We start from the raw sequence: 24,174 nt of genomic DNA, 5'->3' as shown, positions 1-24,174 counted from the left end.
TCAGCCCGCGTCGGCTGTCGCCGACGCCGCGGTCGGCGGGGGTGGAATCTGTTGTCGGTTGAGCGCCAGATAGTGCCAGTAAGTGCCGTATGGTCGTGGGTGTGAACCTGAAGGAGTGGGCTGTCGTGAACGGGGTCGGGTACTCGACCGCCCGGCAGTGGTTCCTTGAGGCAGGCTGCCGGTGCCCGCTCGCCGCGTCGGGGGGCTGATCCTCGTCGAGGAACCCGCGCGGTCGGCTACCGGCATGACGGCGGTGTACGCCAGGGTGTCGTCCGCTGACCAGGAGTCGGATCTGGACCGGCAGGTCGCGCGGGTCGTGACCTGGGCGGCTGGGCGGAACCTGCCTGTCGGGAAGGTAGTGACCGAGGTCGGGTCGGCGTTGGGCGGCGACCGGCGGGAGTTCCTCGCGCTGCTGGGTGACCCGCGGGTGTCCACGATCGTCGTCGAGCACCGCGACCGGTTCGCCCGTTTCGGTGCCGAGTACGTCGAAGCCGCCCTCGCCGCCTGCGGTCGGCGGCTGCTGGTCGTCGATCCGGCGGAGGTCGACGATGACCTTGTCCGGGATGTCACCGAGATCCTGACGTCGATGTGTGCCCGGCTGTACGGGCGCCGCGGCGCTGGGAACAGGGCCCGTCGGGCTGTCGAGGCCGCTACCGGGACCGTCGAATGAACATGCTCCAGGCATACCGGTTCGCTCTCGACCCGAACAACACTCAGATTGCGGATCTCTGCCGGCATGCCGGGGCGGCCCGGTTCGTGTTCAACTGGGGTCTGGCTCGGGTGAAGGCGGCCCTGTCGCAGCGGGAGGCGGAGCGGACCTATGGCCTGACCGGGGGCATGCTCACCTCCGTGCCGTGGACGCTGCCCGCGTTGCGCCTGGAATGGAACAAGGCCAAAGAGCCAGCCGGTCGCCGCGCAGCCGGTCGTAGACCGCCAGCGCGTCGCTCGTAGTGGTCCGCCGGCCGAGCTCCCGCGCGAGGACGACGGCGTCCTTCAGCGCCATCGACGCGCCCTGCCCGGCGCCCACTGGATGGGCCGCGTCGCCGATCAGGACGATCCGGCCGTCATGGTGACCACGCACGAGCGGCAGGGTGTGCAGGAGCGTGCCGCCGTGCACGCGGGTCGTCGCGCGCAGGACCCTGCCGTCCGGCGCCGGCACGTGGAGGAAGGCACCCCGCCGTCCGAAGATCATGTTGAACGCGTCGGGTTCGATGTCAAGGCCGTGGGACTCGCCCGACACGGTGTAGAGCCCGGCGTACCCGGGTTCTGTCGCGGTGGGGTGCAGGAGCCGCCGGGTGGCGGACCAGATCCCGTCCGCGCCGACGATCAGGAGAACCTGCTGCAGGCCCTGCTGGCCGACATGCATTCGACGCTGGCCTACGCCCTGCTTCCGTCGAACGAGGCCGGTTTCTCCGACGAGGAAGTCGTCGGCACGCTCACCGAGCTGTTGCTCGCCGGTGTGCGGGGCGAGTCGCCGGAGGCCGGTGACCCGAGCTAGCGGCTCGGCCTCGGCGGCTCGCCCCGCACCAGGCTCGGTCTCAGTAGTGGACGCCGTGACCGGCGAGCCAGGTCAGCGGGTCGACCTTCGTCCCGTACTGGCCGTTGAGGCGGACCTCGAAGTGCAGGTGCGGACCGGTGGACTTGCCGGTGTTGCCCTCCAGGCCGATCTGCTCGCCGGTGGCGACCTCCTGCCCGAGTCGCACGTCGATGCGCGACAGGTGGCCGTAGCTGGTCACCACGTTGTTCTCGTGCATGATCTGCACAAAATTGCCGTATCCCGACTCCCAGCCGGCGTAGATGACGGTGCCGCGGTGCGCCGCGTGGATCGGCGTCCCGTGCGCCGCGCCGAAGTCCACGCCGATGTGACGGTTGGCGCCGCCGAATCCCTGGGTGATCCGTGCCTCGATCGGGCGGACCCACCGGGCGGCCTCCAGCCGCTCGGTCTCGGCGGCGGTCGCCGCGGCGTGCTGGCTCAACGTGGCCGCGGCCTCGCGGGCCACGATCTGGTCGGTGACCTGCAGGTAGGCGCTCAGCCGGCGCTGGGCCTCGGCGGCCTCGCCGTCGGGGGCCCCGGCGGAGAGATCGTCCGTTCCGTCGGCGGAGATGACGTTGACCGTTCCCGGCGCGGTACCGCTCGGGCCGGCGGACGCGCCGAGCACAGTGCCGGTCGGTCGGATCTCGGGCGACGTGGAGGTCTCCGAGTGTGCCACCCCGGTACTGTTGATCATGACAAGCCCGATGGTGGACGCCACCGCGGTGGCGACACCCGTGCGCCGTAGCTGGACGGCGGTGAAACCCGATCTACCGAACGCGGACGAGTCCTGCTCGTCGGAGGATCCAGCATTCCGGCGGCGGCGTGCTCCGTGTTCGGATCTCGGGAACTGCGGTCGCATCAACACGCACTCCCATGGTCGCAAGGCATCCGCCGGACAAACCGGTCGGGGAGGGGGACCTCTAAACCGATGAGGAGGCTACACCGTGCGATTCGGACAGATACCCCTAGCTAGCCACAAAGATGTGGCACTTTCGTGGTGGTCTGTGACGGTTGGCGACCGCCGGCGGAGTCCGTGGCCAGCCTGCGGGCGATCATGTGCGCCACCCCGCTGCTGAACGGCAGGCCGTGGTGCCCCGCCCCCTCGACGACCACGTTCTCGGTCACCAGGTCGGGATGGGTGAGCGCCGCCTCGCCCGGGCGGACCACCGTGTCGAGGCCGCCGGCGACGGCGATGAAGCGGGTCCGGACGCCGGGAGCCGGCTCGACGAGCTCCCTCAGCAGCGGTGAACCGGGGCGGAGCTGGCTGACGAGCCGGTAGGAGACGGCCTTCGGAACCAGGCACGCCAGCCGGGTGCCGTTGTGTGGCGTCGCCAGCGTGACCAGGGTCTGCACGTGGTCGCCGCCGCCGAGCCGCTGCACGTAGTAGCGGGCCACCAGGCCGCCGAGCGAGTGGGCGACGATGTGCACGCCGGTGTCGCCGTGGCGGCCGGCGACCTGCTCGACGGTCTCGGCGAGCTGCGCCGCGGCCGCCTGGACGCTCGTCGCGAACAGCGGGATGTCCACCGAGGTCACAGTCGTGAAGCCGCGGCGGCGCAGGGAGCGTTCCAGCCGGGCGAACACGGACCGGTTGTCGACGAGGCCGTGCACCAGCAGGATCGGCGTCCCGGCCGCCATCGGATCGCCGATGAGCAGGCCGCGTTGCAATGGTGTCAGGCCGGCGAGCCGGTAGCGGTCGGCGAGTCCGTCGTCGTCGCGGCGCCGGCGCGGCAGTGCCGCGGCCGGGTAGAGCGCGGCGTGGGTGGCCAGGCAGGCGGCCTCGACCACGAGGCCCTTCACGCCGTCGAGCTGGGCGCCGCCGATCCAGGTGAACAGCCGAGTGTCGATGACCGTCCCCTTCGTGACGACCTGTCTCCCGTGGCAGGTTGGGTCAACGACGTTACAGAAAGCCACCCAATCCTGTCGACCATTTTGCCCTTCGTTGGCGAAGGCGGACATCACTGTCGCGCATCGTCAGCTCGGTCAGCACCTCGGTCACCCGGTGTGCCAGGCCGGGCGGACCAGTGTCGCGCGGCGCGAGGACGCCGTCGGCGAAACCCAGGCTGACCAGGTCCGACGGGCGCAGCCCCGCGGTGTCCGCGGCCTGCTCGACGCTGATCCGGAGCGTGGTGGCCGTGCCCTCGGGGGACAGCGCCGTGACGTAGCTGTCCGGCGACATCAGGACCACATCGGTACAGCACGCCGCCAGCGCCCCACCCGAGCCGCCCTCACCGACGATCACGGAGAGCGTCGGCGACGCGCAGCCGAGCACCTCCGCCATCGCCGTGCCGATCTCGGCCGCGATGCCACCCGCCTCGGCCGCTGGCCCGCACTCCGCCCCCGGGGTGTCGACCAGCGTGACGAGTGGCAGGCCGAGCCGGCTGGCGAGGCCCGCGGCCCGCACGAGCAGCCGGTACCCGGCCGGCCCCGGCGCACCGCCGCGTTCGGCCGCCAGCGCGACCCCCACGGCGCGCGGCCCGAGCCCGCCTGCGCCGGGTTCACCGCCTGCGCTCAATTCCCCGTCGGCGCTGTGTTCCCCGTCGGCGACGGGCGTCCCGGCCAGCCGGCCGACCCGGGCGCGCACCGTGCGGTCCGGGCCGGTCAGGTCCACCCCGGCGGGGAACAGGCCGTCCAGGATGTCGCCCGCATGCCTGCGCTGGCCGGTGCGGGCGGCGAGGACCTGCTCCCATCCGCCGCGGGCCGGCGCCGGCCCACTCCCCGCCTGGCTGGCGTCGGCCCGGCTGTTGTCGGCGATGCCGGCCCGGTCGCCGTCGGCGTCTGTCCTGACAGGCCGGTCGGGTGTGCGCGCGGCGGGTAGGACACGGGCGGGAACGGCGACCGCGTCCAGCGCGCGCCGCAGCCACGAGGCGACGGCGGCTGGCGCGACGGCCGCGTCCACCAGCCCGGCGGCGTGGGCGGCCGCCGCCGTGTGGCTGGCGCCGGCCGGGGGAGCCTCGCCGGTGACCGCGGCCACCACCCGGGGCCCGGCGAACCCCACCGTCGCGCCCAGCACGGCGCACCGCAGATCGGCGCGGGAGCCCACGGTGACCCACATCCCGCCGGTGGTCGGCTGGTCCGAGACGGCGACATGGGGGAGGCCCGCCGCGGCGACCTCGGCGAGCGCGAGGGACACCCGGGCCAGCCCCACCAGCCCGGCCACGCCCTCCTGCAGCCGCGTCCCGCCGCTGCGCACGAGTGACACCAGCGGACGCCGCCCGGCGACGGCCTCGGCCGCCGCGTCCGCGAACGCGCCCGCGTCGGCCTCCCCGAAGCTGCCCCCGTTGACCGCGAAGTCCCAGACCGCGACGACGGCGTCCACGCCCTCGACCGGGCCGGTGCCCCACCACAGCGCGGGACGTCCGTCGTAGCCCGGCCAGCCGAGGCGGTTGGGTGCGCCGGCGACGGCGGGCCGGCGGATGACATCGGCCAGGACGGCGGCCCGCCAGTCCTGGGCCGTGGCGGTGGAATCGCGCTCAGCCATGCCTACAGATCCTCGCCGCGATCGGCTCCGGCAGTGCTGTGACGTGTGGGATCGCTCGTCCGCCCGCCCCCCGGTCACCGTCGGCCCGCCACGGCCGGCCGGTCTGCCCGTTCCCGCCGGGGTCCTGAATCGTCCTGGACGCCGGCAGGGCGCGGTTACGTTGTCGCCCGCTGTCGCTGACCCGTCGGCCGTGCGTCATAAGGTGCGGAATAGTCTTGTGTGCTCTGTTCGTGGAGCGGTCACACGGCGCCCGGCCGGCCGAGGGGAGTCATGCTCACACCGCTGACGGACGACGACCCGAGGCAGGTCGGCCGGTACCGGCTCCACAACCGGATCGGTGCCGGCGGGATGGGCACCGTCTACCTCGGCTTCACCCCTGGCTCCGAACCGGTCGCGGTGAAGGTGGCCGCCGCCGAGCTGTCCGAGGACGACGAGTTCCGGTCCCGCTTCGAGCGCGAGGTCCGGGCCGCGCTGCGGGTCCGGGGCGGTGCCGTGGCCAGCGTGCTGGACGCGGACACGAGCGCCGCCCAGCCGTGGATGGTGACCGAGTACGTCGAGGGCGTCAGCCTGGCCGACGCCGTCCGCCGCCGGGGGCGGCTGGAGGCGCACCTCGTGCGCGGGCTGGCTGTCGGCCTCGCCGACGCGCTGGTCGCGATCCACGCGGCGGGCGTCGTCCATCGCGACCTGAAGCCGTCGAACATCCTGCTCGCCTGGGACGGCCCCAAGGTCATCGACTTCGGCATCGCGCAGCTCACCGACAGCGCCACCCTGACCAGGACCGGTCATGTCATCGGCACCCTGGCGTGGATGGCGCCGGAGCAGATGCGTGGCGAACCGGCCGGCACCGCGGCGGACGTCTTCGCCTGGGCGAGCTGCGTCACCTACGCCACGACCGGTCGCCACCCGTTCCACGCCGAGGCCCCCGACCTGCTGGCGCAGCGCGTCCAGCGCGACGAGCCCGACCTCGACGCGGTTCCGCCCTACCTGCGCGGCCTGGTCGGCCAGGCGCTGGCCAAGGCACCGCGCGAGCGACCGGGGGCGTCCGGCCTGCTGGCCGCGCTCGTCGGGCATGAGGTACACGGCGTCACCGACGCCGACGCGGCCGCGGGGTCCGTCCTCGAGCAGACCTGGACGGGGCCGTCGCCGGCGTTCGGCACGCCGCCGGCCGTGGCCGCGCGCCCTCCCGCCCGGCCGGCTTCGAGTGGGCCGTCGCGTTACAGCCCGTCCGGATGGGCCAACTCGCCGGGGCCCGCCTGGCTGCCGGGGGTCTCTCCGGCGCCGGGACCGCCCGCGGCGCCCACCCCGTCGTCGACGCCCGGGTCGTCGTCGGCACCGGGGCCGTCGTTGCCGTCGCCACCCACTGCGTCGGGCCCGCTGGGTCCACCGCCGCCGGCCTCGGCGTTCCGCGCGACCTCCGGTCCCGGTCTCGCGCGGCGTGGCCCGGGCGGCCCCGGCGGCGAATCCACGTACCGCCCGGCTGACCCGATGCCGCCGGCCGCTCCGCCCGACCCGCGATCGTGGCCGGCGCGGGGAGCGGCGGCGTCCGGGCGGCCGGCGGCCGGCGCTGATCCGGCGCAGCCGCCCTACCAGCCCGGACGTACCTCCGCGGGGCCGGCGCCGTTCCCGGTACCGAGCGGGTACGCCCAGGCGCGGCCGGGCGGGCCCGTCGCGCCCGCGGCCGTGCCGGAGGCGCCCGCCGGGTACCCGCCGCCCGTCGGGCCGGCCGGGCACCACGGGCCGGCGGGACAGCCGGGAGCCGAGGCGGCCCGGCCGCCGGCCCCCGGCGGCCGCGCGTCGCCCGCCCGCCGCGCCGGTCAGGGCCCTGGGCCCTTCGAGCGGTGGAACACCTGCGCGCTGCTGTCGCTGGCCCTGGGCATCCTGTGGATCTTTGGTCTCGGCAGCGTCGCGGCGGTGGCGCTGGGCCATGTCGGGCGGCTGCAGATCCGGCGCCGGGGCCAGCGGGGCTCGCTCGCCGCGACGGTGGGCATCGGCCTGGGGTGGCTCGGCATCGCCACGACCGCGGTGATCGCGGCCCTGGTGCGGCTCATTCTCTGAGGAACTTCTCTGCGGAGCAGAAGGGCTCTCGCGGCGCGTACCTCCTCCGTGAGCTGATCAGTGTTCCCCGTGGTTGTGTGAGATCGGACATATCCGAGTGCGCCGTCGCGGTGGGAAACCGAGGCCGGTGCGCCCGCGCGCGGGCCTGGTAACGGTCCGCCACGGGGAGTGTTGCCTCGCGGTGTCCCTGCGGTTGCCGGTCTCGCGGGCCGTCCCGGACACGAAATGAAGCGAAACCCGCACTCCTGACGAGGGTTCCGCGCGAAGTGCCGCTGGCACGAAAGCGCGCCGGCCGGCCCGGCGGACGGGTGCGCGGCGGGGGTGCGGGGCCGGGCGGTGCCCGTGGAGGAGGTGACGGGGATCAACTCTGGGTCACCGGCCGGCGCCGAGCGTCCCAACGGCCTCGTCAGTAGGCTCGCAGGCGTTCTGTGCATCCCCTGACCGACCGCATCCGACTGGACGGACCGTGGATCTCTTCGAATACCAGGCGAAGAAGCTTTTCGCCGAACATGGCGTACCGGTACCCACCGGGAAGATTGCCACAACCCCCCAACAGGCACGTGAGATCGCGACCGAGCTCGGCGGCAAGGTGGTCGTCAAGGCTCAGGTCAAGGCCGGAGGCCGAGGCAAGGCCGGCGGCGTGAAGGTCGCCGACGGGCCCGACGACGCGTTCGAGAAGGCGTCGGCGATCCTGGGGATGGACATCAAGGGCCACACGGTCCACTCCGTCCTCGTCGAGCAGGCCAGCAACATCGCGGAGGAGTACTACGCCTCCTTCCTGCTCGACCGGGCGAACCGCACGTTCCTCGCGATGGCCTCCCGTGAGGGCGGCATGGAGATCGAGGAGGTCGCGGCCACCAACCCGGAGGCGCTCGCGCGCATCCACATCGACCCGCTGACCGGCGTGGACGCAGCCAAGGCCCGCGAGATCGCCGTCGCTGCCAAGCTGCCCGAGGCCGCCATCGAGGGTGCGTCCGTGCTGCTGGTGAAGCTGTGGGAGGTGTTCGTCAAGGCCGACGCCACGCTGGTCGAGGTGAACCCGCTCATCCTGACCGGCGACGGCAAGGTCATCGCGCTCGACGGCAAGGTGACCCTGGACGAGAACGCGGATTTCCGGCACCCGGAGAACGCCGAGCTCGTCGACGTCGCCGCGGTCGACCCGCTGGAGCAGAAGGCCAAGGAGAAGGGCCTCAACTACGTCAAGCTCGAGGGCCAGGTCGGGATCATCGGCAACGGTGCCGGCCTCGTCATGTCGACGCTGGACGTCGTGACCTACGCCGGTGAGGAGTTCGGTGGCCAGCGGCCGGCGAACTTCCTCGACATCGGCGGTGGCGCCTCGGCCGAGGTGATGGCGAACGGCCTGTCGATCATCCTGAGCGACCCGTCCGTGAAGAGCGTCTTCGTCAACATCTTCGGCGGGATCACGGCCTGTGACGCCGTCGCGAACGGCATCGTCCAGGCGCTCGCCATCGTCGGGGACGTCAGCACCCCGCTGGTGGTGCGTCTCGACGGCAACAACGCCGAGGAGGGCCGCCGGATCCTGAAGGAGGCCAACCTCCCGGTGGTCAAGCCGGTGGACACGATGGACGGCGCAGCGAAGCTCGCCGCCGAGCTCGCCGCGGCCGCGGCCTGACCTGGGTCGGAGGACACAACCGATGGCTATCTGGCTTGACGAGAACAGCCGCGTGGTGGTGCAGGGCATCACCGGTGGCGAGGGCAGCAAGCACACCCGGCGGATGCTGGCGGCGGGCACCAAGGTCGTCGCCGGCGTGAACGCGCGCAAGGTCGGCCAGCAGGTCGAGGGGGTCCCGGTCTTCGGCTCGGTGGCCGACGCCATGGCCGAGACCGGCGCCAACGTCTCGGTGATCTTCGTTCCGCCGAGGTTCACCAAGGATGCAGCGATCGAGGCGGTCGACGCCGCGATCCCGCTCGCCGTCGTCATCACCGAGGGCGTGCCGGTGCACGACACAACCGAGTTCTTCGCCTACTCGCAGTCCAAGGGCACGACCCGGATCATCGGGCCGAACTGCCCCGGAATCGCCAGCCCGGGCGTCTCCAACGCCGGCATCATCCCCGCCGACATCACGCCGGGCGGGCGGATCGGCCTGGTCAGCAAGAGCGGCACGCTGACCTACCAGATGATGTACGAGCTGCGTGAGTTCGGTTTCTCCACCTGCGTCGGCATCGGCGGTGACCCGGTCATCGGGACCACGCACATCGACGCCCTCGACGCGTTCCAGGCCGACCCGGGCACCGACGCGATCGTCATGATCGGTGAGATCGGCGGTGACGCGGAGGAGCGTGCCGCGGCCCACATCGACGCGCACGTGACGAAGCCCGTCGTGGGTTACGTCGCCGGGTTCACCGCCCCGGAAGGCAAGACCATGGGCCACGCCGGCGCGATCGTCTCGGGCTCCTCGGGTACCGCGCAGGCGAAGAAGGAGGCCCTCGAGAAGGCCGGTGTGCGTGTCGGCAAGACCCCAACCGAAACGGCGCGACTGATGGCTGACATCATGCGTTCGTTGTAGCTCTGTTCGCGGGGGGTCTTCCTCTGACCTGGGGGAAGGCCCCCGCGTCGGGCGGTCCAGGGGTTCTTTGGGTCGTTGGGGCGGGGACGCGGACGCGAACGCTTTCCGTCTTGCGGCGTTGCTGTAAGACTCCTGATGTGGTCAGGGTGGGCTGTGGGACGATGGTCGGCCCACCCGACCGACCGACCTGACGAAGTGGGGATTGTTGTCGTGGTACAGATTGGTGGTCGTAACGTCGCGACCAACGACGTCGGGATCATGGCCGCCGGCGCCGTAGCGTTCATCTTCAGCTTCCTGGCGTGGTTCTCGCTCAAGGGCGACTTCTTCGGCTCGTCCTATTCCGACAGCGCGAGCGCGTGGAACACCGACGTCGGTGGCTGGTTCTGGGGATGGCTCGCCATCCTCCTCCTCCTCGCGGTCGCGGGGCTGACCGCTGCCCTCACGTTCGTCGCCAATCTCCGCCTCCCGACGCTCCCGGTCCCGCTCCCGCTGGTCCTGACCGGTGCATCCGGGCTCGCCGTGCTGCTGATTCTGATCCGTTGGATCGCCTACCCCAAGATTCCTGAAGGCTTTGAGGGCGGCGCTTCGTACGGCCTGTTCATCGGGCTGATCGCGGCCATCGCGCAGACGGTGTTCGGGGTACTGAACATCCGTTCCGGTTCTGGTGTCACGGGCCAGCCGCCGCAGCCCGGGGGCTGGCCGGGTCAGGGCCAGCCCCCGTACGGCCAGCCGCCCGCCGGGTACGGCCAGCCCTACGGCCAGCAGCCGCCGGCCGGTTACGGGCAGCAGCCGCCGGCCGGGTACGGCCAGCAGCCGCCGGCCGGTTACGGGCAGCCGCCGCCGGCCGGTGGTTACGGGCAGCAGCCGCCCACGGGCGGGTACGGCCAGCCGCCGCAGGGCGGTTACGGCCAGCAGCAGGGCGACTATGGTCAGCGGCCCGGGTACGGCCAGCAGCCGCCGGCCGGTTACGGGCAGCCGCCGCCGGCCGGTGGTTACGGGCAGCAGCCGCCCACGGGCGGGTACGGCCAGCCGCCGCAGGGCGGTTACGGCCAGCCGCCGTCGGATCGCTAGATCCCCTCACCGGACGACGTCCGGTGAGGGAGGGAGAGAGCCAGTGGCGCCACCCGCTGGCCGGTTCGCCGGCCGCCCGGTCACGTACGGGCTTGCGGCTGGTGGCGCGCTGGTCCTCATCTCCGGGTTCCGCCCCTGGTTCGCCCCGGCGGACGCTGCCTACGAGACGTCGTCCGCCGGCTGGGACGCCGGTCCGGCCGGGCGCCTCGCGCTGGTCCTCGGCCTGTTGCTGACCGCCGGCGTTCTCCTTCCCCTGATCATCCGACGTGTCCCGGTGTTGTCTCGTGTCGAGGATCGGATGCTCGGCTGGGCCCACCGCCGTCACCACGACGTACGCGGATGGGCCACGGCGCGACTCGCGCGCGCGCCGCGCGGTTCCGATGGCGCCGGCGGATTCGGCGGCCTCGCGGCCCGGGTGGCGCTGCGGGTCGCCGACACGCCGCCCGCCCGGCTGACCGCCGCCGTCGCCGTTGCCGTCGCCGGCGCGGCCGTGATGGCGATCCTGATCGGGTGGATGACGGCGCCGGCCATGGCCGATCCCGTCCTGCCGGCCGGCGGCCATCCGGCGATGCCCGGTGTGGCCCGGGACGGGCTGTTCGCCGGGCTCGCGGGCACAACGGTCGAACTCGTCGCCTGTGCGTGGGCGCTGCGCCGCGCGCGGGCCGAGGGGTAGCGCTCAGGTGGGGGCGGCGGCGGTCCGGGATCGTACCGACGCGGCCGGCCGGAGCGGTGCGACCGGCGTGTCCTGTTACCGACCTGGGTCGTTCTCGTATATCTCGGCGTGTTGTCCCGGAAGTGGTCCTCCGTCCGTGCGAGCCTGCCGGGCGTGGGTGCTCCCGTGCGAAACTCCGGCGCGTTCACCGGGGCTGTCCGCGGGCGTGAGCCCGCCGCGGACGCAGCCGGCACCGCCGCCGCCGAGCAGGCCGCCGGCGGGCCGCCGCGGGCCTGGCGGCGACTCGGCCGCCCGGTCGTCAGCGCCGTCACGACCAGCGCCGTGGGGCTGGTCGTCATCGAGCTCGTCGTGCTCGTCGTGTGGGGAACGGACACCAGCTCGTCCGCCGGCCCGGACACCGCGGCACGGGTCGGCGCGGATCTGTGGCTGCTCGCGCACGGCGCCACCATCCACCTGCCCGGCGGGACCGTCGACTTCCTCCCGGTGGGGCTGGCGCTGCTTCCCCTTCTCGCGGCGACGACCGCCGCGCACCGCCTGGCGGCCGGCAATCTCGAACGGCTGCCGCCCGTGCGGGGCCTGCGCCCGCCCGGCCTGCGTCCGTCGAGCCTGCGCCCGGGCCGGTCAGCGCGGGCCGGGACACCGCCGCCCTGGCGAGCGCTGGGCCGCGATGTCGCACTCGTCGCCGTCACCCAGACGGTCTTCGTCCTGCTGGTCGCGCTCGTCGTGTCGGCGCCGGCCGCGCGCCCGGATCTGCTCACCGTCGTCGTTGGCGCGCTGTCGTTCAGCGTGACCGGCGCGTCGGTCGGAGCCCTCTCCGGCTACGGCGCGCTGCGGTCGGTCTGGCGTGCCCTGCCCGGCATGGTCAGGGTGCCCGTCGCGGCCGCGTTCACCTCGTTCACCGCGCTGCTGGGCGCGTCCGCCTTCGGGGTCGCGCTGGTCCTGGCCGCGACCCTGCCCGAGATCGCCGCGGCCGACCGCGGCCTGGGCACCGGCGTGGTCGGCGGCGTCGGGCTGGCCGCCGTCCAGCTCGCGGTGCTTCCCAACCTGGTCATCTGGGCGCTGGCGTACACACTCGGCCCGGGTTTCGGCGCCGGCGGCGGCTTCGTCCGGCCGGACGCGGTGCACCCGGCGATGCTGCCTGACCTGCCGGTCTTCGCCGCGCTGCCGCCCGGCCCGCTGCCCCGGCCCGGCTGGCTCGTGCTGGCGCTGGTGCCCGTCGTCGCCGGGATCATGCTCGCGGTGTCGGTGCGCCGCTGCGCCGGGCAGGTCAGCCACAGGCGCCGGCTGGCGGCGGTGCTTGCCGCGGCGGGGCTCGGCGGGGTGCTGATGATGCTCGCCGCGCACCTGTCGGCCGGCCGGCTGGGCGACGCGTCCGGCCGTTTCGGGCCGACGGGATGGTCGGTGGGGCTGGCGGCCGCGGGAGAGCTGGCCGTGGTGGGCGTCGTGGTGTGCTGCCTGGCCGAGATGGTGGCGCGGCGTGCCGGTCAGCCGTTCGAGGTCGGCTCGGTGCGCAGCGCTTCGCTGAAGCGGCGGCTGCACTCGTCGAGCGCCTGGGGCGACCGGGCCTCGCGCCGGCATTCCTGATAGCGGTGCAGGTCGTCGCCGTGCCGTTCGTAGAAGGCCCACGTCCCGCCGGCGACGGTGACCGCGACCAGCAGTGAGAGGGCGCCGAGCGCCAGCCCGGCCGTGCCCATGCCGCCGCCGGTCCCGCCTCGGCGGGCGTGGGCGCGGGCCCGCATTCCCGTCACGATGGCGGCGATCCCGACGGCGCCGCCGACGACCGCGATGCTGGTGACCAGCGCGACCACCCCGAGGGTCAGCGAGATCCGCCCGGTGCGGCGCCCGGGCACCGGCTCCCGGCCGGGCCGGCCGGCACCGCGGCCGTACCGAGCGGCCAGGCGGTCCGCGAACGGGCCGGCCGGTGCCGGCCCTGTTGCCTCGCTGTGACCCGACGGAGGGTGTGCGGCTGGCTCGGTGAAGCCGGCGGAGCCCCGGGCACGGTCCTGGCGGGAGCCCTGGTCGGAGTCCTGGTGGGAGTGGTCGGACACGGTTCCTGCGCCTCCCGGCCGCCTGCCGGCCGCCTCCGGACTCGGTTCCGCGGCCGGCCGTGGATGTTCTCGGACGACATCGTAGGAGTCGGGCGGGCGTGACCCGTGCCGGACAGGAATGTCGGCCCCGTCCGTTACGGTCTCCCCGATTGATCAACCGTGGGAGGGTGCATGCCGAGCACGTCGAAGGCGCTGCGGGTCGAGGCGACCCGGCTGCGCGCCCTGGGCTGGACATACCAGCGCATCGCCCTGGAGCTGCGCCTCCGCCATCGCCTCAACGCGCGCGTCGCGTACCGCCTGGCCCATGGCTGGACGCAGGAGGAGGTCGCTCGGCGCTGGAACGAGCGCTGGCCCGGGCCGGGCGCGACCAAGACGGGCAAGACGATCTCGTACTGGGAGATCTGGCCGGCCCGCGGCGGCCGAGCCCCCTCGGCGCGCACACTGGCCAGGCTCGCGGCGCTCTACCATTGCCGCCCCGGCGACCTGCTCGACGGAACGGATCACGACGACCTGGACGAGCTCCCCGGGCGGGTGCCGTCCGAGCGTGGCCCCCGCCGTGGTCTGAGCCGGTATCGCCACCAGGATCAGGGCTCCTTCGCTCCCGCGGGCGAGGAGCGGGAGCCGCTGGCCGCGCCGACCGGCGGCTCTACCGAGCCGGCCGGTGCCCCGCGCCCCGCATCGCCGTGCGCCGCATCCCCGTCCCTCGGGTCCCCGTGCGCCGGCGAGTGTGCCGATCCCCACTGCGGCGGGTGCCACGGGGGCGACGACGGGAACACCGACTGGGTGCGCGCGCCGGTCATGGTGATGATGCATCAGGACGCCCCAGGGGCGCCCCTCGTCCCGAGCCGCGCGGCATGACACCCGGTCCGGGCCGGGGCCGCGGGCGAGCGTGGTGCGCGCCGTGCTTGTCCGGCGTGTCGTGAGCCACCCGGTCAGTACATTCGGACAGTTGCCGCCGTGGGTCGTGTCCGCGCGCGGCCGAGTTCTCGACCGGTCCGGTGCCGGCCGGCCGACCACCCACGGAGGGTCCTGTGCCCGCTCGCCTAGTCGTCCTCGCCTCGGGGGCCGGCACCACCCTGCAGGCTGTCCTCGAAGCCTGCGCGGACCCGGCCTTCGGCGCGCGGGTCGTCGCGGTCGGCACCGACCGGCCGGACACGGGTGCGCAGCGGCGCGCGGAGGCGGTCGGGGTACCGGTGTTCACGGTGCGGCTCGAGGAGTGCGCCGATCGCGCCGCCTTCAACGACGCGACCGCCACGCGGATCGCCGAGCACACGCCGGACCTGCTCGTCCTCGCCGGGTACATGAAGATTCTCGGCAGCCAGGTGATCGGCCGGTTCCCCACGGTGAACACCCATCCCTCACTGCTCCCGGCCTTCCCGGGCGCCCACGCCGTGCGCGACGCGCTCGCCGCCGGCGTCCGGGTCAGCGGGGTGACCGTGCACTGGGTCGACGAGGGCGTCGACACCGGTCCGGTGATCGACCAGGCGGCCGTCCCGGTCGAGCCCACGGATGACGAGGACGCGCTGCGGGCACGCATCCAGGAGGTGGAACGGCGGCTGTTCGTAGCCGTCATCGGTCGTGTCGTCCGGCGGGAGCTCCCGCTGGCGGGCGCACGCGCGGGTAGTACAGGAGCGGGGGAGGCGGCGATCGGCCCGGTGCTCGCTGCCGGCCCGAGCGCCGGCCGTGATCAGGTGGAACCCGCCCGCGCGGGCGGTGGGCCGGCACTCGCCGGCCCTGCCGGCGGGAGCCATTCCGGTGGGGTCCACGCAGAGAAACATCATGCCGACGGAGGCATCGTGGAAGGTTCAGGAGGGGTCATGGCGGGGGAGTCGAGCACGGGCGCGGGGCCTGGTGACACGAGCGGGGTCGCGGGTGTGGCAGGTGCGGCGGGCGCGGCAGGCGCCGCCCCGGCCGGCGGCCGGCCGGCCGAGGGCTCGGCGGAGCTGGTGGCGACGGGCCACCGGAGGTTGCGCCGGGCCCTGGTGAGCGTCTACGACAAGGCCGGTCTGGAGGAGCTCGCCGCCGCGTTCGTCGAGGCGGGGGTCGAGGTGGTCTCCACCGGTTCGACGGCCGAGGTCCTGGCCCGCCACGGTGTGGCGGTCACCCCGGTCAGCACGGTCACCGGCTTCCCGGAGGTGCTCGGCGGCCGGGTCAAGACGCTGCACCCGCGAGTGCACGCCGGTCTGTTGGCGGACCTGCGCAACGCCGAGCACGCCGCCGTCCTGGCGGAGCTCGACATCGAGCCGTTCGACCTGCTCGTTGTAAACCTCTACCCGTTCCGCGAGACCGTCGCCTCGGGCGCGACCGAGGACGAGGCGATCGAGCAGATCGACATCGGCGGGCCGGCCATGCTGCGGGCGGCGGCGAAGAACCACGCCTCGGTCGCCGTGGTGGTGTCGCCGCAGGACTACGGCGACCTGGCCGCGGCCGTTCGCGGGTCCGGCTATGACCTCCCCGCCCGGCGCCGGCTGGCGGCCCGCGCCTTCGCGCACACCGCGTCCTACGACGCGGCGGTCGCCTCCTGGTTCGCCAGCGCGCTGGCCCCCGACGACACCGCCCGCGAGACCGGCTGGCCGGACATCCTCGCGGCCCAGTGGCACCGGTCCAGCGTCCTGCGGTACGGCGAGAACCCGCACCAGCGGGCCGCGCTGTACGTGGGCGAGGACGGCAGCCCCGGGCTCGCGTCCGCGCGCCAGCTCCACGGCAAGCCGATGTCCTACAACAACTACACCGACACCGACGCGGCCTGGCGGTCGGTGTTCGACTTCGCGGACCCGGCCGTCGCGGTGATCAAGCATGCCAACCCGTGCGGCATCGCCGTCGGTGCCACCGTCGCCGAGGCGCACCGCAAGGCCCACGCCTGCGACCCGGTGTCGGCGTTCGGCGGCGTGATCGCGGTGAACCGCCCGGTGAGTGTGGAGCTCGCCGAGCAGATCGCGGAGATCTTCACCGAGGTCGTCGTGGCGCCCGACTACGAGCCCGGGGCCGTCGAGATCCTCGCCCGCAAGCCGTCGATCCGCCTGCTCGTCTGCGCGCCGCCGACCCACTCGCGCGGGGTCGAGATGCGCCAGGTCAGCGGTGGGATGCTGCTGCAGTCACGGGACGCCCTCGACACCCCCGGCGACCACCCGTCGGGCTGGACGCTCGAGGCCGGCGCCCCGGTCGACGACAGCACCCTCGCCGACCTCGGCTTCGCCTGGCGCGCGGTTCGCTCGGTGAAGTCGAACGCGATCCTGCTCGCCGCGGACAACGCGACCGTCGGGGTCGGCATGGGGCAGGTCAACCGGGTGGACGCGGCGCGCCTCGCCGTGACCCGCGCCGGCGACCGGGCGAAGGGCTCGGTGGCCGCCAGCGACGCGTTCTTCCCGTTCCCCGACGGCTTCCAGGTCCTCGCCGACGCGGGGGTGCGGGCGGTTGTCGAGCCGGGTGGCTCGGTGCGCGACGATCTCGTGATCGCGGCCGCGCGGGAGTCCGGTGTCGCGCTGTACTTCACCGGTGTCCGGCACTTCGCCCACTGAGCGCCGCCCACTGAGCGTGGCCCACCGCGTCGTCCGCGGAGCGTCGCCCACCGGGCGTGGTCCGCTAGCACGTCGCACGGGAGCGTCGGCGCTGACGCCCGGCGCACCGGCGCCGTCACCCCGCGGGGATCGACATCGGTCCCCGCGGGGTGATCAGGTTGCGCTGCCCACCCCGGTCAGGAGGTGGAGCCGACCTCCGCCGCGGCGGTACCGCGGCGGCTGACGGTCGGGCTGCCGTTCGAGGCGGCGCCGTTCGGTGACACCGGGGTCGTACCGCCCGGCAGGTCAGCGGTCGGCACGTACCGCTGCGCGACCCAGTCGAGCGCCTCTCGCCAGCTCGCTCCGTAGAGGACGGAGATCCGGTCGGCGGTCTGGCGCGCGAGCGCCTGCACGAAGACCCGGTCGTCGCTGTCGAGATGACGCGCGTCGCCGAAGGTCTCCCACGCCCGGAACATCAGTTCCTGAAGCTTCTTGCTGTGCGGCGAATCGTCTGCCACGTCGAACTCCCTACCATTTGGGGACCGCGGCGGCAGTCTCCCCCAGTCGCGCACGACGTGTGCACTCGGGGGGTCTATCCCGTTGATGGTGGAGTGTGTCGATGCCCTCCGACGTGGATCCTCCGGGATGTGTCCGTAGTGTTGGCGGTCCGGGGTTCGGGAGGAGAAGTCCTTGTGGCGAGGGGTATCCTCCGATTCCGTGGCCGGCCGGGTCGGTTTCGAGGCGGAGTGATCCCGTTGTGTCCCAGGTGTCCGGCTCGATCGCGGGGTGCCTCGAACGGGTCAGCCCGGTGGAGCCATCGCATCGTCCATCGGCCGCACCACACCGAGCCGGACGGCCTCGTTGGCGAGGCGCCCGCGGCGGTTCGGTCCGGGCGCGATCCCGAACTTGCGGTACAGGCGGAGCAGGTGCTGTTTGACCGCCCCCTCGGTGACGACAAGGTCCCGGGCGATCTCCCGCGCCGAGCGGGGCATCACGAAGACCCCCGGCTCGGTCAGCGGCCGGCACAGGGCGCGCAGCACGTCCCACTCGCGGCGCGTCAGGTCGGGCGGGTCGGGGATGCGCATCCCGGCGGTGGTGCCGGCCAGGCCCTCCAGGCCGGTGAGGCCCGGTGGCTCCTCGTCCCGGACGCCGTTTCCGTTCGGCGACAGCGTCTGGTCCGCGAGGCGGGCAGGCTCCTCCGCGACCAGGGCGGGCCGCTCGTCCAGGACCCGCACCCCCGCCGCCCCGAACCGGACGATGTCGCCGTCCGCGAGCACCTTGCGGCCGACGAGGCGTCCGTTCACCCGGGTGCCGTTGCGCGACAGCCCGAGATCGGCCACATACACGTACGGCCCGCGGCGGACGATCTCGGCATGCAGCCGGGAGACGCTGGCGTCCGGGAGCGAGACGTGCACGCCCGGCCCGCGACCCACGGTGGTCACATCCTCGGTCAGCTCGACGACCTCACCTGTCCGTTCGATCCGCAGACTCGGCCCGTCCACTGTCGGTTACCTCCCCCTTCCAATGTCGGAGCACGCGGCTGCGCAGCTCCGGCCGGTTGTCCAGAACTCCTCGATCAATCCCCGGTGGCGAGCCTGATAACACCACCAGGCGATGTGGCACTTCACCGGCCACGATGTCCCCGGCCGTCCCGGCTCCGTGCGGGATGAGCGCGGCGGTGCCCGCGGGCCGCGCGCGACCCCGTGTACCGGCGGTCCGGGCCGGCCCGGGCGGCGGGCGGCTGCCCGCCGGGTGACGGCCGGCGCCTACTGTGTGGCCTCAGTAGCCCGCGCGCGGGGGATACGCGCGCGGGGGCGGGCCTGAGGAGGCGGAGAGCAGGTGACCGAGACGGTCCCGGGTGCGTGGGGTCGGCCTGATCGGGAGCGTGGCGCGCGCGCCGGCGGCGCCCGGCGGGCCGAGGGACGGCACTCCGAGTGGCCTTCCGAGATCCAGGCCGGGGAACCGTCCGAACCGGACTCCGGGCGGTGGCGCTCCGAGGAGGCGGCCAACCCCGGCTCCGAGCGGGACACCGGGCAGTGGCCCCCGCCCGCGTGGCCACCGCAGGCGTGGCGCCCGGAGCCCGCGGTCCCGCGGCGCGGCCGCCCGGACCACGAGCGCCCGGACCACGAGCGGCCGGACCACGGATGGCCGGACCACGGATGGCCGGAGCGTGGGCGACCGGACCATGGCAGGCCAGGGCGCGGCCGCCAGGCCGGCGAGCGACCGGGCCGTGAAGGGCCGGGCTGGGGACGTCCGGCGGACGGCGGCGCGGACCGGGGCTCGGACCGGCGGCAGCGGCGGGAGCCCTCGCAGGGCTGGCCGCCGCCGGGAGAGGGCCCGCCGGCGGGCCCATGGGCGCAGCCGCACCACACCGACGGCCCCGGCGTCGCGGACCATCGCCTCGACCACTCACGTGCTGGCGATCCGCTCACTGAACGTCAGCTCGCCAGTTCCGCTGATCCCGCGGGTGCCGAAGGCCGGCCCGTCCCTGAGCCGGGAGCCGGTGGTGGCGCGGGCCGGCCGTCCCGCCGCCGGTCGGCGGGATCGGCGACCGGCGGCCGCCTCGGCCGGATCGTCTTCGGCGGCATCCTCGGCGGTGTCGCGCTGGGCCTGCTCTTCGTCTCACAGGACTACTGGCGGCGGGGGTTGCTCACCGCGGGCGGTGTCCTTCTTGTGGCCGCCCTACTGCGGCTGTGCCTTCCCACCCGGCAGGTGGGGATGCTCGCCGTGCGGGGCCGGGTCTTCGACACCGTGACCCTCGTCGTGCTGGGCACGGCTGTGATCGTGCTCACCTCCACCGTGCCGTACAGCGGTGGCTGACCCGACCCGTCCACCGAAAGCGGCTGTTGGGGTCACGGTCTGGCACGACGCCGCCGGCGAACGCCGTGCGCGGCTGCGCACGGCCGGCCCGAGCGGGCGTGGCCCACGTCGCCGACCCGTGCCCTGGATCCGACTCGCGCGATAGCCTCGGCTGGTCATCGGACAACCGTGCACAGATGAGCGGGGCGAAGCGCGCCTATGGCGAACCGTCACGTAGCCCTGATCCTCGGCGGCGGCACCGGGCCCGAGCTGACCGATGCTCCCCTGCGGGGTGGCGAGCCCGTCGCCGATGAGATCGCCAGGAGGGCACGTCGGTCACCTGCGACCACAACGCCGGCGCTGAAGACCCCGCCGTGGGCACCGCCGAGATCGTCGACGCGATCATCGCGATACTGGGGAGCTGATCAGTCCAATGCCCGGAAAAGTCACTGTCGTCGGGGCCGGTTTCTACGGTTCGACGACCGCGCAGCGACTTGCTGAGTACAACATTTTCGACACGGTCGTCATCATCGACATCGTCGAGGGCAAGCCGCAGGGCCAGGCGCTCGACCTCAATCAGTCCCGGTCGATCGAGGGCTTCGAGACCAAGGTCGTCGGGACCAACGACTACGCCGACACCGCCGGTTCCGACGTGGTCGTCATCACCGCCGGCCTGCCCCGCAAGCCGGGCATGAGCCGGATGGACCTCATCGAGGTCAATGCCAAGATCGTCCGTCAGGTGTCGGAGAGCATCGCGAAGACGTCGCCGGACGCGGTCGTCGTTGTGGTCTCCAACCCGCTCGACGAGATGACCGCGCTCGCCGCGAACGTGCTGGGCTTCCCGCGCTCGCGGGTGCTCGGCCAGGCGGGCATGCTCGACACCGCCCGTTTCACTGACTTCGTCGCGGAGACACTGAACGTGCCGGTCGCGTCGGTGAAGACCCTCACGCTGGGCTCGCACGGTGACACGATGGTCCCGGTGCCCTCGCAGTGCACCGTCGACGGCAAGCCGTTGAGCGACCTCCTCCCGGCGGACAAGATCGAGGAGCTGGTCAACCGGACCCGCAACGGAGGCGCGGAGGTCGTCGCGCTACTCAAGACCGGTTCGGCCTACTACGCTCCGTCCGCGGCGGCGGCCCGCATGGTCAAGGCGGTCGCCGAGGACTCCGGCGCCGTAATGCCGGTCTGTGCCTGGGTGCAGGGCGAGTTCGGCATCTCCGACGTCTACCTCGGCGTGCCCGCGCAGATCGGCGCCGGGGGCGTGAAGAAGGTTGTCGAGATCGACCTGACCGGCACCGAGCTCGCCGCGCTCAAGACGGCCGCCGAGGCCGTGCGCGCCAAGCAGGCGGACGTCGCCAGCCTGTAGCGGCGGCGACCAGCCGACAGCTGACCAGCCGATAGCTTTCGCTCCGCCGGCCCACGCACCCACAGGACGCGCTCGGACCCCGGGAACCTCCGGGACCACCGAGCCTGTGGGCCCGCTGGGCCGGCGGGTGAGCGTGGGCGGGTTCGGGTGGGCTCAGCGCGCCGCGGTGAACACACGCCGCAGCCCGAGCCGGGCCAGTGACGCGGCCGGGATCGTCCCCTTACCCAGCCCGATCTCGACGAGGCTGTCGTACAGCTCGGTGCGGCGGCTGGCGGAGCGGACCGCGGCGTCCATCAGCGGGCGGTGGCGGCCGGCGAGCCCGGCGAGCAGCGACGTGTGCCGCAGGTGCCTGCCCAGCTCGCCGTCCAGGGCGCGTCGGTAGGCCCGCCCGGCGGCCGGCCCCGGGTCGGTGATCGCCGCCTGGCCGGCCAGCGATCCCGACAGCAGCGCGTAGTAGATGCCCTCGCCGGTCAACGGATTGATCAGCGACGCGGCGTCCCCGGCGAGGAGCACGGGGCCGTCCGGCAGCCGTGGGCGGTGCGTGGACAGCGGCAGGTGGTGCGCGCGCAGGGTGCCTTCGTAGGCGGGGGTGTCCGGCAGCAGCCGGGCCAGCGTCCCGTGCAGGACGGCCTTCGGTGTCGTGCCCGCCGCGCGCAGCCGCGAGCGGAGCATGCCGTACCCGATGTTGGCCCGGCCGTCCCCGATCGGGAACGACCAGGCGTAGGCCGGCCAGCCCTCGTCCGTCATCTCGATGAGCTGCTCGGGCGGGCGGTCGTCCTTGGGTGCGTCCGCGTAGGCGCGGACGGCGATCGCCAGACCCTCGGGCGGGTTCGGCGCGATGCCCAGCGCCCGGCGCACGGTCGAGTTCGCGCCGTCCGCGCCGACGACGACCCGTGCGCGCAGCACGCCGCCGTCCACGGTGACCACCGGCTCGCCCCCGCCGCCGGCGGTGACCTCCAGCGAGCGCACCCGCCGCCGGAGGAACTCGGCGCCGCGGGCGCGCGCGGCGGCGACGAGGCGGGCGTCGAAGACCTCCCGCGGGATCACGTGCGTGGCCCGCTCGGACGGCGTGGCGACCTCGGCACCGCCAGGCGTGCGCAGGCGCATCCGGTCCACCGGGCGGTACCCGCTGGTCGCGTCGGTGATGCCCAGCGCGCGCAGGACGTCCACGCCGTGCGGTGCGATGCCGTCCCCGCAGGTCTTGTCGCGGGGGAAGTCCGCGGCGTCGACGATCACGACCCGGGCGTCGGGCCGCAGCTGCAGCGCCCGCAGCGCAGCCGAGCTGCCCGCCGGGCCGCCGCCCACCACGAGCAGGTCTACCGGCGGCCCGTTCCCGGTGCCGGGAACGGCGGAGTGGACGGGGCTGGGTGCGTGGATGGGCACGCCAGCCAGTGTGGCAGCCGGCGTCCCGACACCGGTCGGCCGGCGGTTCGTAGAGTGCCGGACATGGATGCGCTCAGGGAGCTGGACACGTGGCCCGTGCGGACGGCCGCGGCCGTCGTGCTGCGGTCGCCGGGCACGGGCGGTGCCGGTGGTGCGGCCGGTGCCGGTGGCCCCCGTGCCGTGGCCACCCAGGTCGGTGTGGCAGGCGATCCGGCGGTCCGGTTCCGGCTCGCGTCGGTCTCCAAGCTGATGAGCGCCTACGCGGTGCTCGTCGCGATCGAGGAGGGTGCCCTGGCGCTGGACGAGCCGGCCGGCCCGGAGTCGTCGACGGTGGCGCATCTGCTCGCGCACGCCTCCGGTCTCGCGTTCTCGGGCGATCGGGTGATGGCCCGCCCGGGCACCCGCCGCATCTACTCGAACACCGGTTTCGAGGAGCTCGGGCGTCATCTCGAGCGGGTCACGGACATCCCCTTCGATGTTTACCTGGAGGAGGCCGTTTTCCGGCCGCTGGGAATGGGGACGGCCGTCCTCGAAGGTTCGCCGGCGCATGCGGTGACGGCGACGCTGGCGGATGTCGGCGCGTTCGCCGCGGAACTGCTGGCGCCGAGCCTGGTCTCCGCGGCCACGTTCGCCGCGGCGACCTCGGTCGCCTTTCCGGGCCTTGCGGGGGTGCTTCCGGGTTTCGGCGCGCAGCACCCGAACGACTGGGGCCTCGGGTTCGAGATACGCGGAACCAAGAGCCCGCATTGGACGGGTGCCACCAACAGCCCTGCGACTTTCGGTCATTTCGGGCGCTCGGGAACCTTCGTCTGGGTCGACCCAGCGGTGAACGTCGCGTGCGTAGTACTGACCGATCGGGATTTCGGCGACTGGGCGGGCGCGGCCTGGCCGGTTCTCTCCGCGGACGTCCTGGCTGAGCTGGAGGTGGCCCGGACGGCCTGAGCGCCACAGTCCCGCCGGCTGGATTCGTCCTGTGACCGGGTGACCGCTTCGGGTGCCCGCCGGGTGCGGCCGCCGCGATGCCTGTCCTGTCCTCGCGCGGTCGCGCACTGATGTCAACCCTGGTCCGGAGAAGACGGCGTGGTCTCGTGGGCCATGATGGCGCCATGGTTGGTCGGCAGAGCTCGTCCCGCGACCGCTGGTCGGCCCTTCCGTGGCCCGGCCGGATCCGCGTGACGTGAAGGACTCCGTGCGGTCCATAGGCGTGGCGATCGGTGTTCCGGAACCTTTCCGGACCGAGCTCCAGGACTGGCGGGAACGGCTCGGTGATCCGAATGCGGCCCTCATAGTGCCGCATGTCACGCTGCTCGGCCCGACCGAAGTGCCCGCCTCCCAGCTCCCCGCCGTCGAGCGTCACCTGACGGAGGTCGCCGGAGGCGCCGAGCCGTTCGTGATCCATCTGCGTGGTTCCGGCACCTTCCGGCCGCTGTCCGCGGTGGTGTTCGTGACCCTCGCCATGGGAATCTCCTGCTGCGAACTTCTGGAGAAGGCCGTCCGGTCTGGTCCGTTGGACCGTCCCGTGCGCTTCTCGTACCACCCGCATGTCACGGTCGCGCACGATGTCGACGAGGAGTCGCTGGACCGTGCCTTTGAGTTGCTGGCCGAATATCGGGCGCAGTTCGAGGTGACAGGTTTCGGGCTCTACGAACGCGGCGATGACTGCGCCTGGCGTCAGTTGCGTCATTTTCCCTTCGCGGGCGGGGGTGGCAGACCGAGGTGACAGGACCACGGGAAGCGGTGAA

At 73.5% G+C, this 24,174-nt stretch carries 21 protein-coding genes and 3 pseudogenes; 16 read left to right on the top strand and 8 right to left on the bottom strand.

What is annotated here, in order from left to right; all coding sequences use genetic code 11:
• Window positions 1-101: 101 nt before the first annotated feature.
• Both FRANEAN1_RS29650 and FRANEAN1_RS39780 read left to right on the top strand, forming a co-directional pair.
• Window positions 102-670, top strand: a pseudogene (locus FRANEAN1_RS29650) (IS607 family transposase).
• A pseudogene (locus FRANEAN1_RS39780) lies at window positions 667-897 on the top strand (helix-turn-helix domain-containing protein); the annotation flags it as partial. The pseudogenes FRANEAN1_RS29650 and FRANEAN1_RS39780, both read left to right, overlap by 4 nt.
• On the opposite strand, the gene FRANEAN1_RS44195 reads toward FRANEAN1_RS39780, so the two are convergent.
• On the bottom strand, window positions 842-1,192 hold the full coding sequence (locus tag FRANEAN1_RS44195) for an FAD-dependent monooxygenase (RefSeq protein WP_347177268.1): 351 nt from the start codon (window positions 1,190-1,192) through the stop codon (window positions 842-844). The pseudogene FRANEAN1_RS39780 and the gene FRANEAN1_RS44195 sit on opposite strands and share 56 nt — an antisense overlap.
• A gap of 168 nt (window positions 1,193-1,360) precedes the next feature.
• Here FRANEAN1_RS44195 and FRANEAN1_RS41645 point away from each other — a divergent pair, with 168 nt between their 5' ends.
• On the top strand, window positions 1,361-1,498 hold the full coding sequence (locus tag FRANEAN1_RS41645) for a hypothetical protein (RefSeq protein ID WP_157472842.1): 138 nt from the start codon (window positions 1,361-1,363) through the stop codon (window positions 1,496-1,498).
• Between the two features lie 40 nt (window positions 1,499-1,538).
• Here the strand turns inward: FRANEAN1_RS41645 and FRANEAN1_RS29640 are convergent, their stop codons facing one another.
• The 3 genes from FRANEAN1_RS29640 to FRANEAN1_RS29630 form a co-directional block, all read right to left on the bottom strand.
• Window positions 1,539-2,393 carry a M23 family metallopeptidase gene (locus FRANEAN1_RS29640; RefSeq protein ID WP_020463426.1) on the bottom strand — a complete coding sequence of 285 codons (855 nt, stop codon included), beginning with the start codon at window positions 2,391-2,393 and terminating at the stop codon, window positions 1,539-1,541.
• 110 nt (window positions 2,394-2,503) lie between these two features.
• A complete protein-coding gene (locus tag FRANEAN1_RS29635; protein ID WP_020463425.1) occupies window positions 2,504-3,445 on the bottom strand; it encodes an alpha/beta fold hydrolase in 942 nt (313 codons plus the stop codon).
• Complete coding sequence (locus FRANEAN1_RS29630) at window positions 3,432-5,012, bottom strand: carboxyl transferase domain-containing protein (RefSeq protein WP_020463424.1); 1,581 nt, start codon at window positions 5,010-5,012, stop codon at window positions 3,432-3,434. The genes FRANEAN1_RS29635 and FRANEAN1_RS29630 overlap by 14 nt, the downstream gene beginning before the upstream one ends.
• Before the next feature lie 270 nt (window positions 5,013-5,282).
• On the opposite strand from FRANEAN1_RS29630, the gene FRANEAN1_RS29625 reads away from it, so the two are divergent.
• From FRANEAN1_RS29625 to FRANEAN1_RS29600, 6 genes are all read left to right on the top strand, one after another.
• Complete coding sequence (locus tag FRANEAN1_RS29625; protein ID WP_020463423.1) at window positions 5,283-7,067, top strand: protein kinase; 1,785 nt, start codon at window positions 5,283-5,285, stop codon at window positions 7,065-7,067.
• A gap of 466 nt (window positions 7,068-7,533) precedes the next feature.
• Window positions 7,534-8,700, top strand: a complete 1,167-nt coding sequence (sucC, locus tag FRANEAN1_RS29620; RefSeq protein ID WP_020463422.1) for an ADP-forming succinate--CoA ligase subunit beta — start codon at window positions 7,534-7,536, stop codon at window positions 8,698-8,700.
• A 22-nt stretch (window positions 8,701-8,722) separates the two neighbouring features.
• A complete protein-coding gene (gene sucD, locus FRANEAN1_RS29615) occupies window positions 8,723-9,595 on the top strand; it encodes a succinate--CoA ligase subunit alpha (protein ID WP_020463421.1) in 873 nt (290 codons plus the stop codon).
• 210 nt (window positions 9,596-9,805) lie between these two features.
• The gene (locus FRANEAN1_RS29610) at window positions 9,806-10,666 is read left to right on the top strand and encodes a hypothetical protein (RefSeq protein WP_041254916.1); all 861 of its coding nucleotides are present in this window, start codon (window positions 9,806-9,808) and stop codon (window positions 10,664-10,666) included.
• Window positions 10,667-10,709: 43 nt separating this feature from the next.
• Window positions 10,710-11,339: a hypothetical protein gene (locus FRANEAN1_RS29605; protein WP_020463419.1), complete on the top strand. Its 630-nt coding sequence runs from the start codon at window positions 10,710-10,712 to the stop codon at window positions 11,337-11,339.
• 165 nt (window positions 11,340-11,504) lie between these two features.
• The gene (locus tag FRANEAN1_RS29600; protein WP_020463418.1) at window positions 11,505-12,923 is read left to right on the top strand and encodes a DUF6350 family protein; all 1,419 of its coding nucleotides are present in this window, start codon (window positions 11,505-11,507) and stop codon (window positions 12,921-12,923) included.
• Here FRANEAN1_RS29600 and FRANEAN1_RS29595 read toward each other — a convergent pair.
• Window positions 12,824-13,387 carry a hypothetical protein gene (locus tag FRANEAN1_RS29595; RefSeq protein WP_198145390.1) on the bottom strand — a complete coding sequence of 188 codons (564 nt, stop codon included), beginning with the start codon at window positions 13,385-13,387 and terminating at the stop codon, window positions 12,824-12,826. The genes FRANEAN1_RS29600 and FRANEAN1_RS29595 overlap by 100 nt on opposite strands.
• A 171-nt stretch (window positions 13,388-13,558) precedes the next feature.
• Here FRANEAN1_RS29595 and FRANEAN1_RS29590 point away from each other — a divergent pair, with 171 nt between their 5' ends.
• The 3 genes and pseudogenes from FRANEAN1_RS29590 to purH all read left to right on the top strand — a co-directional run bounded on the left by FRANEAN1_RS29590 (window position 13,559) and on the right by purH (window position 16,905).
• Window positions 13,559-14,245 (top strand): helix-turn-helix transcriptional regulator, encoded by a 687-nt coding sequence (locus FRANEAN1_RS29590; RefSeq protein WP_020463417.1) that lies wholly within the window; start codon window positions 13,559-13,561, stop codon window positions 14,243-14,245.
• Between the two features lie 140 nt (window positions 14,246-14,385).
• Window positions 14,386-14,967 (top strand): annotated as a pseudogene (gene purN / locus FRANEAN1_RS44190) (phosphoribosylglycinamide formyltransferase); the annotation flags it as partial.
• Window positions 14,968-15,330: 363 nt separating this feature from the next.
• Window positions 15,331-16,905, top strand: coding sequence for a bifunctional phosphoribosylaminoimidazolecarboxamide formyltransferase/IMP cyclohydrolase (gene purH, locus FRANEAN1_RS44185; protein ID WP_347177267.1), 1,575 nt, complete (start codon window positions 15,331-15,333; stop codon window positions 16,903-16,905).
• Window positions 16,906-17,081: 176 nt separating this feature from the next.
• Here purH and FRANEAN1_RS29575 read toward each other — a convergent pair whose 3' ends face one another.
• A complete protein-coding gene (locus tag FRANEAN1_RS29575; protein ID WP_018505057.1) occupies window positions 17,082-17,402 on the bottom strand; it encodes a hypothetical protein in 321 nt (106 codons plus the stop codon).
• Window positions 17,403-17,684: 282 nt separating this feature from the next.
• On the bottom strand, window positions 17,685-18,386 hold the full coding sequence (locus FRANEAN1_RS29570; RefSeq protein ID WP_020463415.1) for an FHA domain-containing protein: 702 nt from the start codon (window positions 18,384-18,386) through the stop codon (window positions 17,685-17,687).
• A 337-nt stretch (window positions 18,387-18,723) separates the two neighbouring features.
• Between FRANEAN1_RS29570 and FRANEAN1_RS44180 the strand changes: the two genes are divergently transcribed.
• Both FRANEAN1_RS44180 and mdh read left to right on the top strand, forming a co-directional pair.
• Complete coding sequence (locus FRANEAN1_RS44180) at window positions 18,724-19,704, top strand: DUF3017 domain-containing protein (protein WP_020463414.1); 981 nt, start codon at window positions 18,724-18,726, stop codon at window positions 19,702-19,704.
• A gap of 412 nt (window positions 19,705-20,116) precedes the next feature.
• Window positions 20,117-21,049, top strand: a complete 933-nt coding sequence (gene mdh, locus FRANEAN1_RS29560; RefSeq protein WP_020463413.1) for a malate dehydrogenase — start codon at window positions 20,117-20,119, stop codon at window positions 21,047-21,049.
• Window positions 21,050-21,202: 153 nt separating this feature from the next.
• Here the strand turns inward: mdh and FRANEAN1_RS29555 are convergent, their stop codons facing one another.
• On the bottom strand, window positions 21,203-22,432 hold the full coding sequence (locus FRANEAN1_RS29555) for a geranylgeranyl reductase family protein (RefSeq protein WP_020463412.1): 1,230 nt from the start codon (window positions 22,430-22,432) through the stop codon (window positions 21,203-21,205).
• A 63-nt stretch (window positions 22,433-22,495) separates the two neighbouring features.
• Here FRANEAN1_RS29555 and FRANEAN1_RS29550 point away from each other — a divergent pair, with 63 nt between their 5' ends.
• Together FRANEAN1_RS29550 and FRANEAN1_RS29545 are read left to right on the top strand one after the other, a co-directional pair.
• Complete coding sequence (locus FRANEAN1_RS29550) at window positions 22,496-23,374, top strand: serine hydrolase domain-containing protein (protein WP_020463411.1); 879 nt, start codon at window positions 22,496-22,498, stop codon at window positions 23,372-23,374.
• A 247-nt stretch (window positions 23,375-23,621) separates the two neighbouring features.
• Window positions 23,622-24,152 (top strand): 2'-5' RNA ligase family protein, encoded by a 531-nt coding sequence (locus FRANEAN1_RS29545; protein WP_020463410.1) that lies wholly within the window; start codon window positions 23,622-23,624, stop codon window positions 24,150-24,152.
• The last annotated feature ends 22 nt before the right edge of the window (window positions 24,153-24,174 follow it).

The organism is Parafrankia sp. EAN1pec, assembly GCF_000018005.1.
Classification (GTDB): domain Bacteria; phylum Actinomycetota; class Actinomycetes; order Frankiales; family Frankiaceae; genus Parafrankia; species Parafrankia soli.
This window is presented reverse-complemented; position numbering and strand designations above follow the sequence as displayed.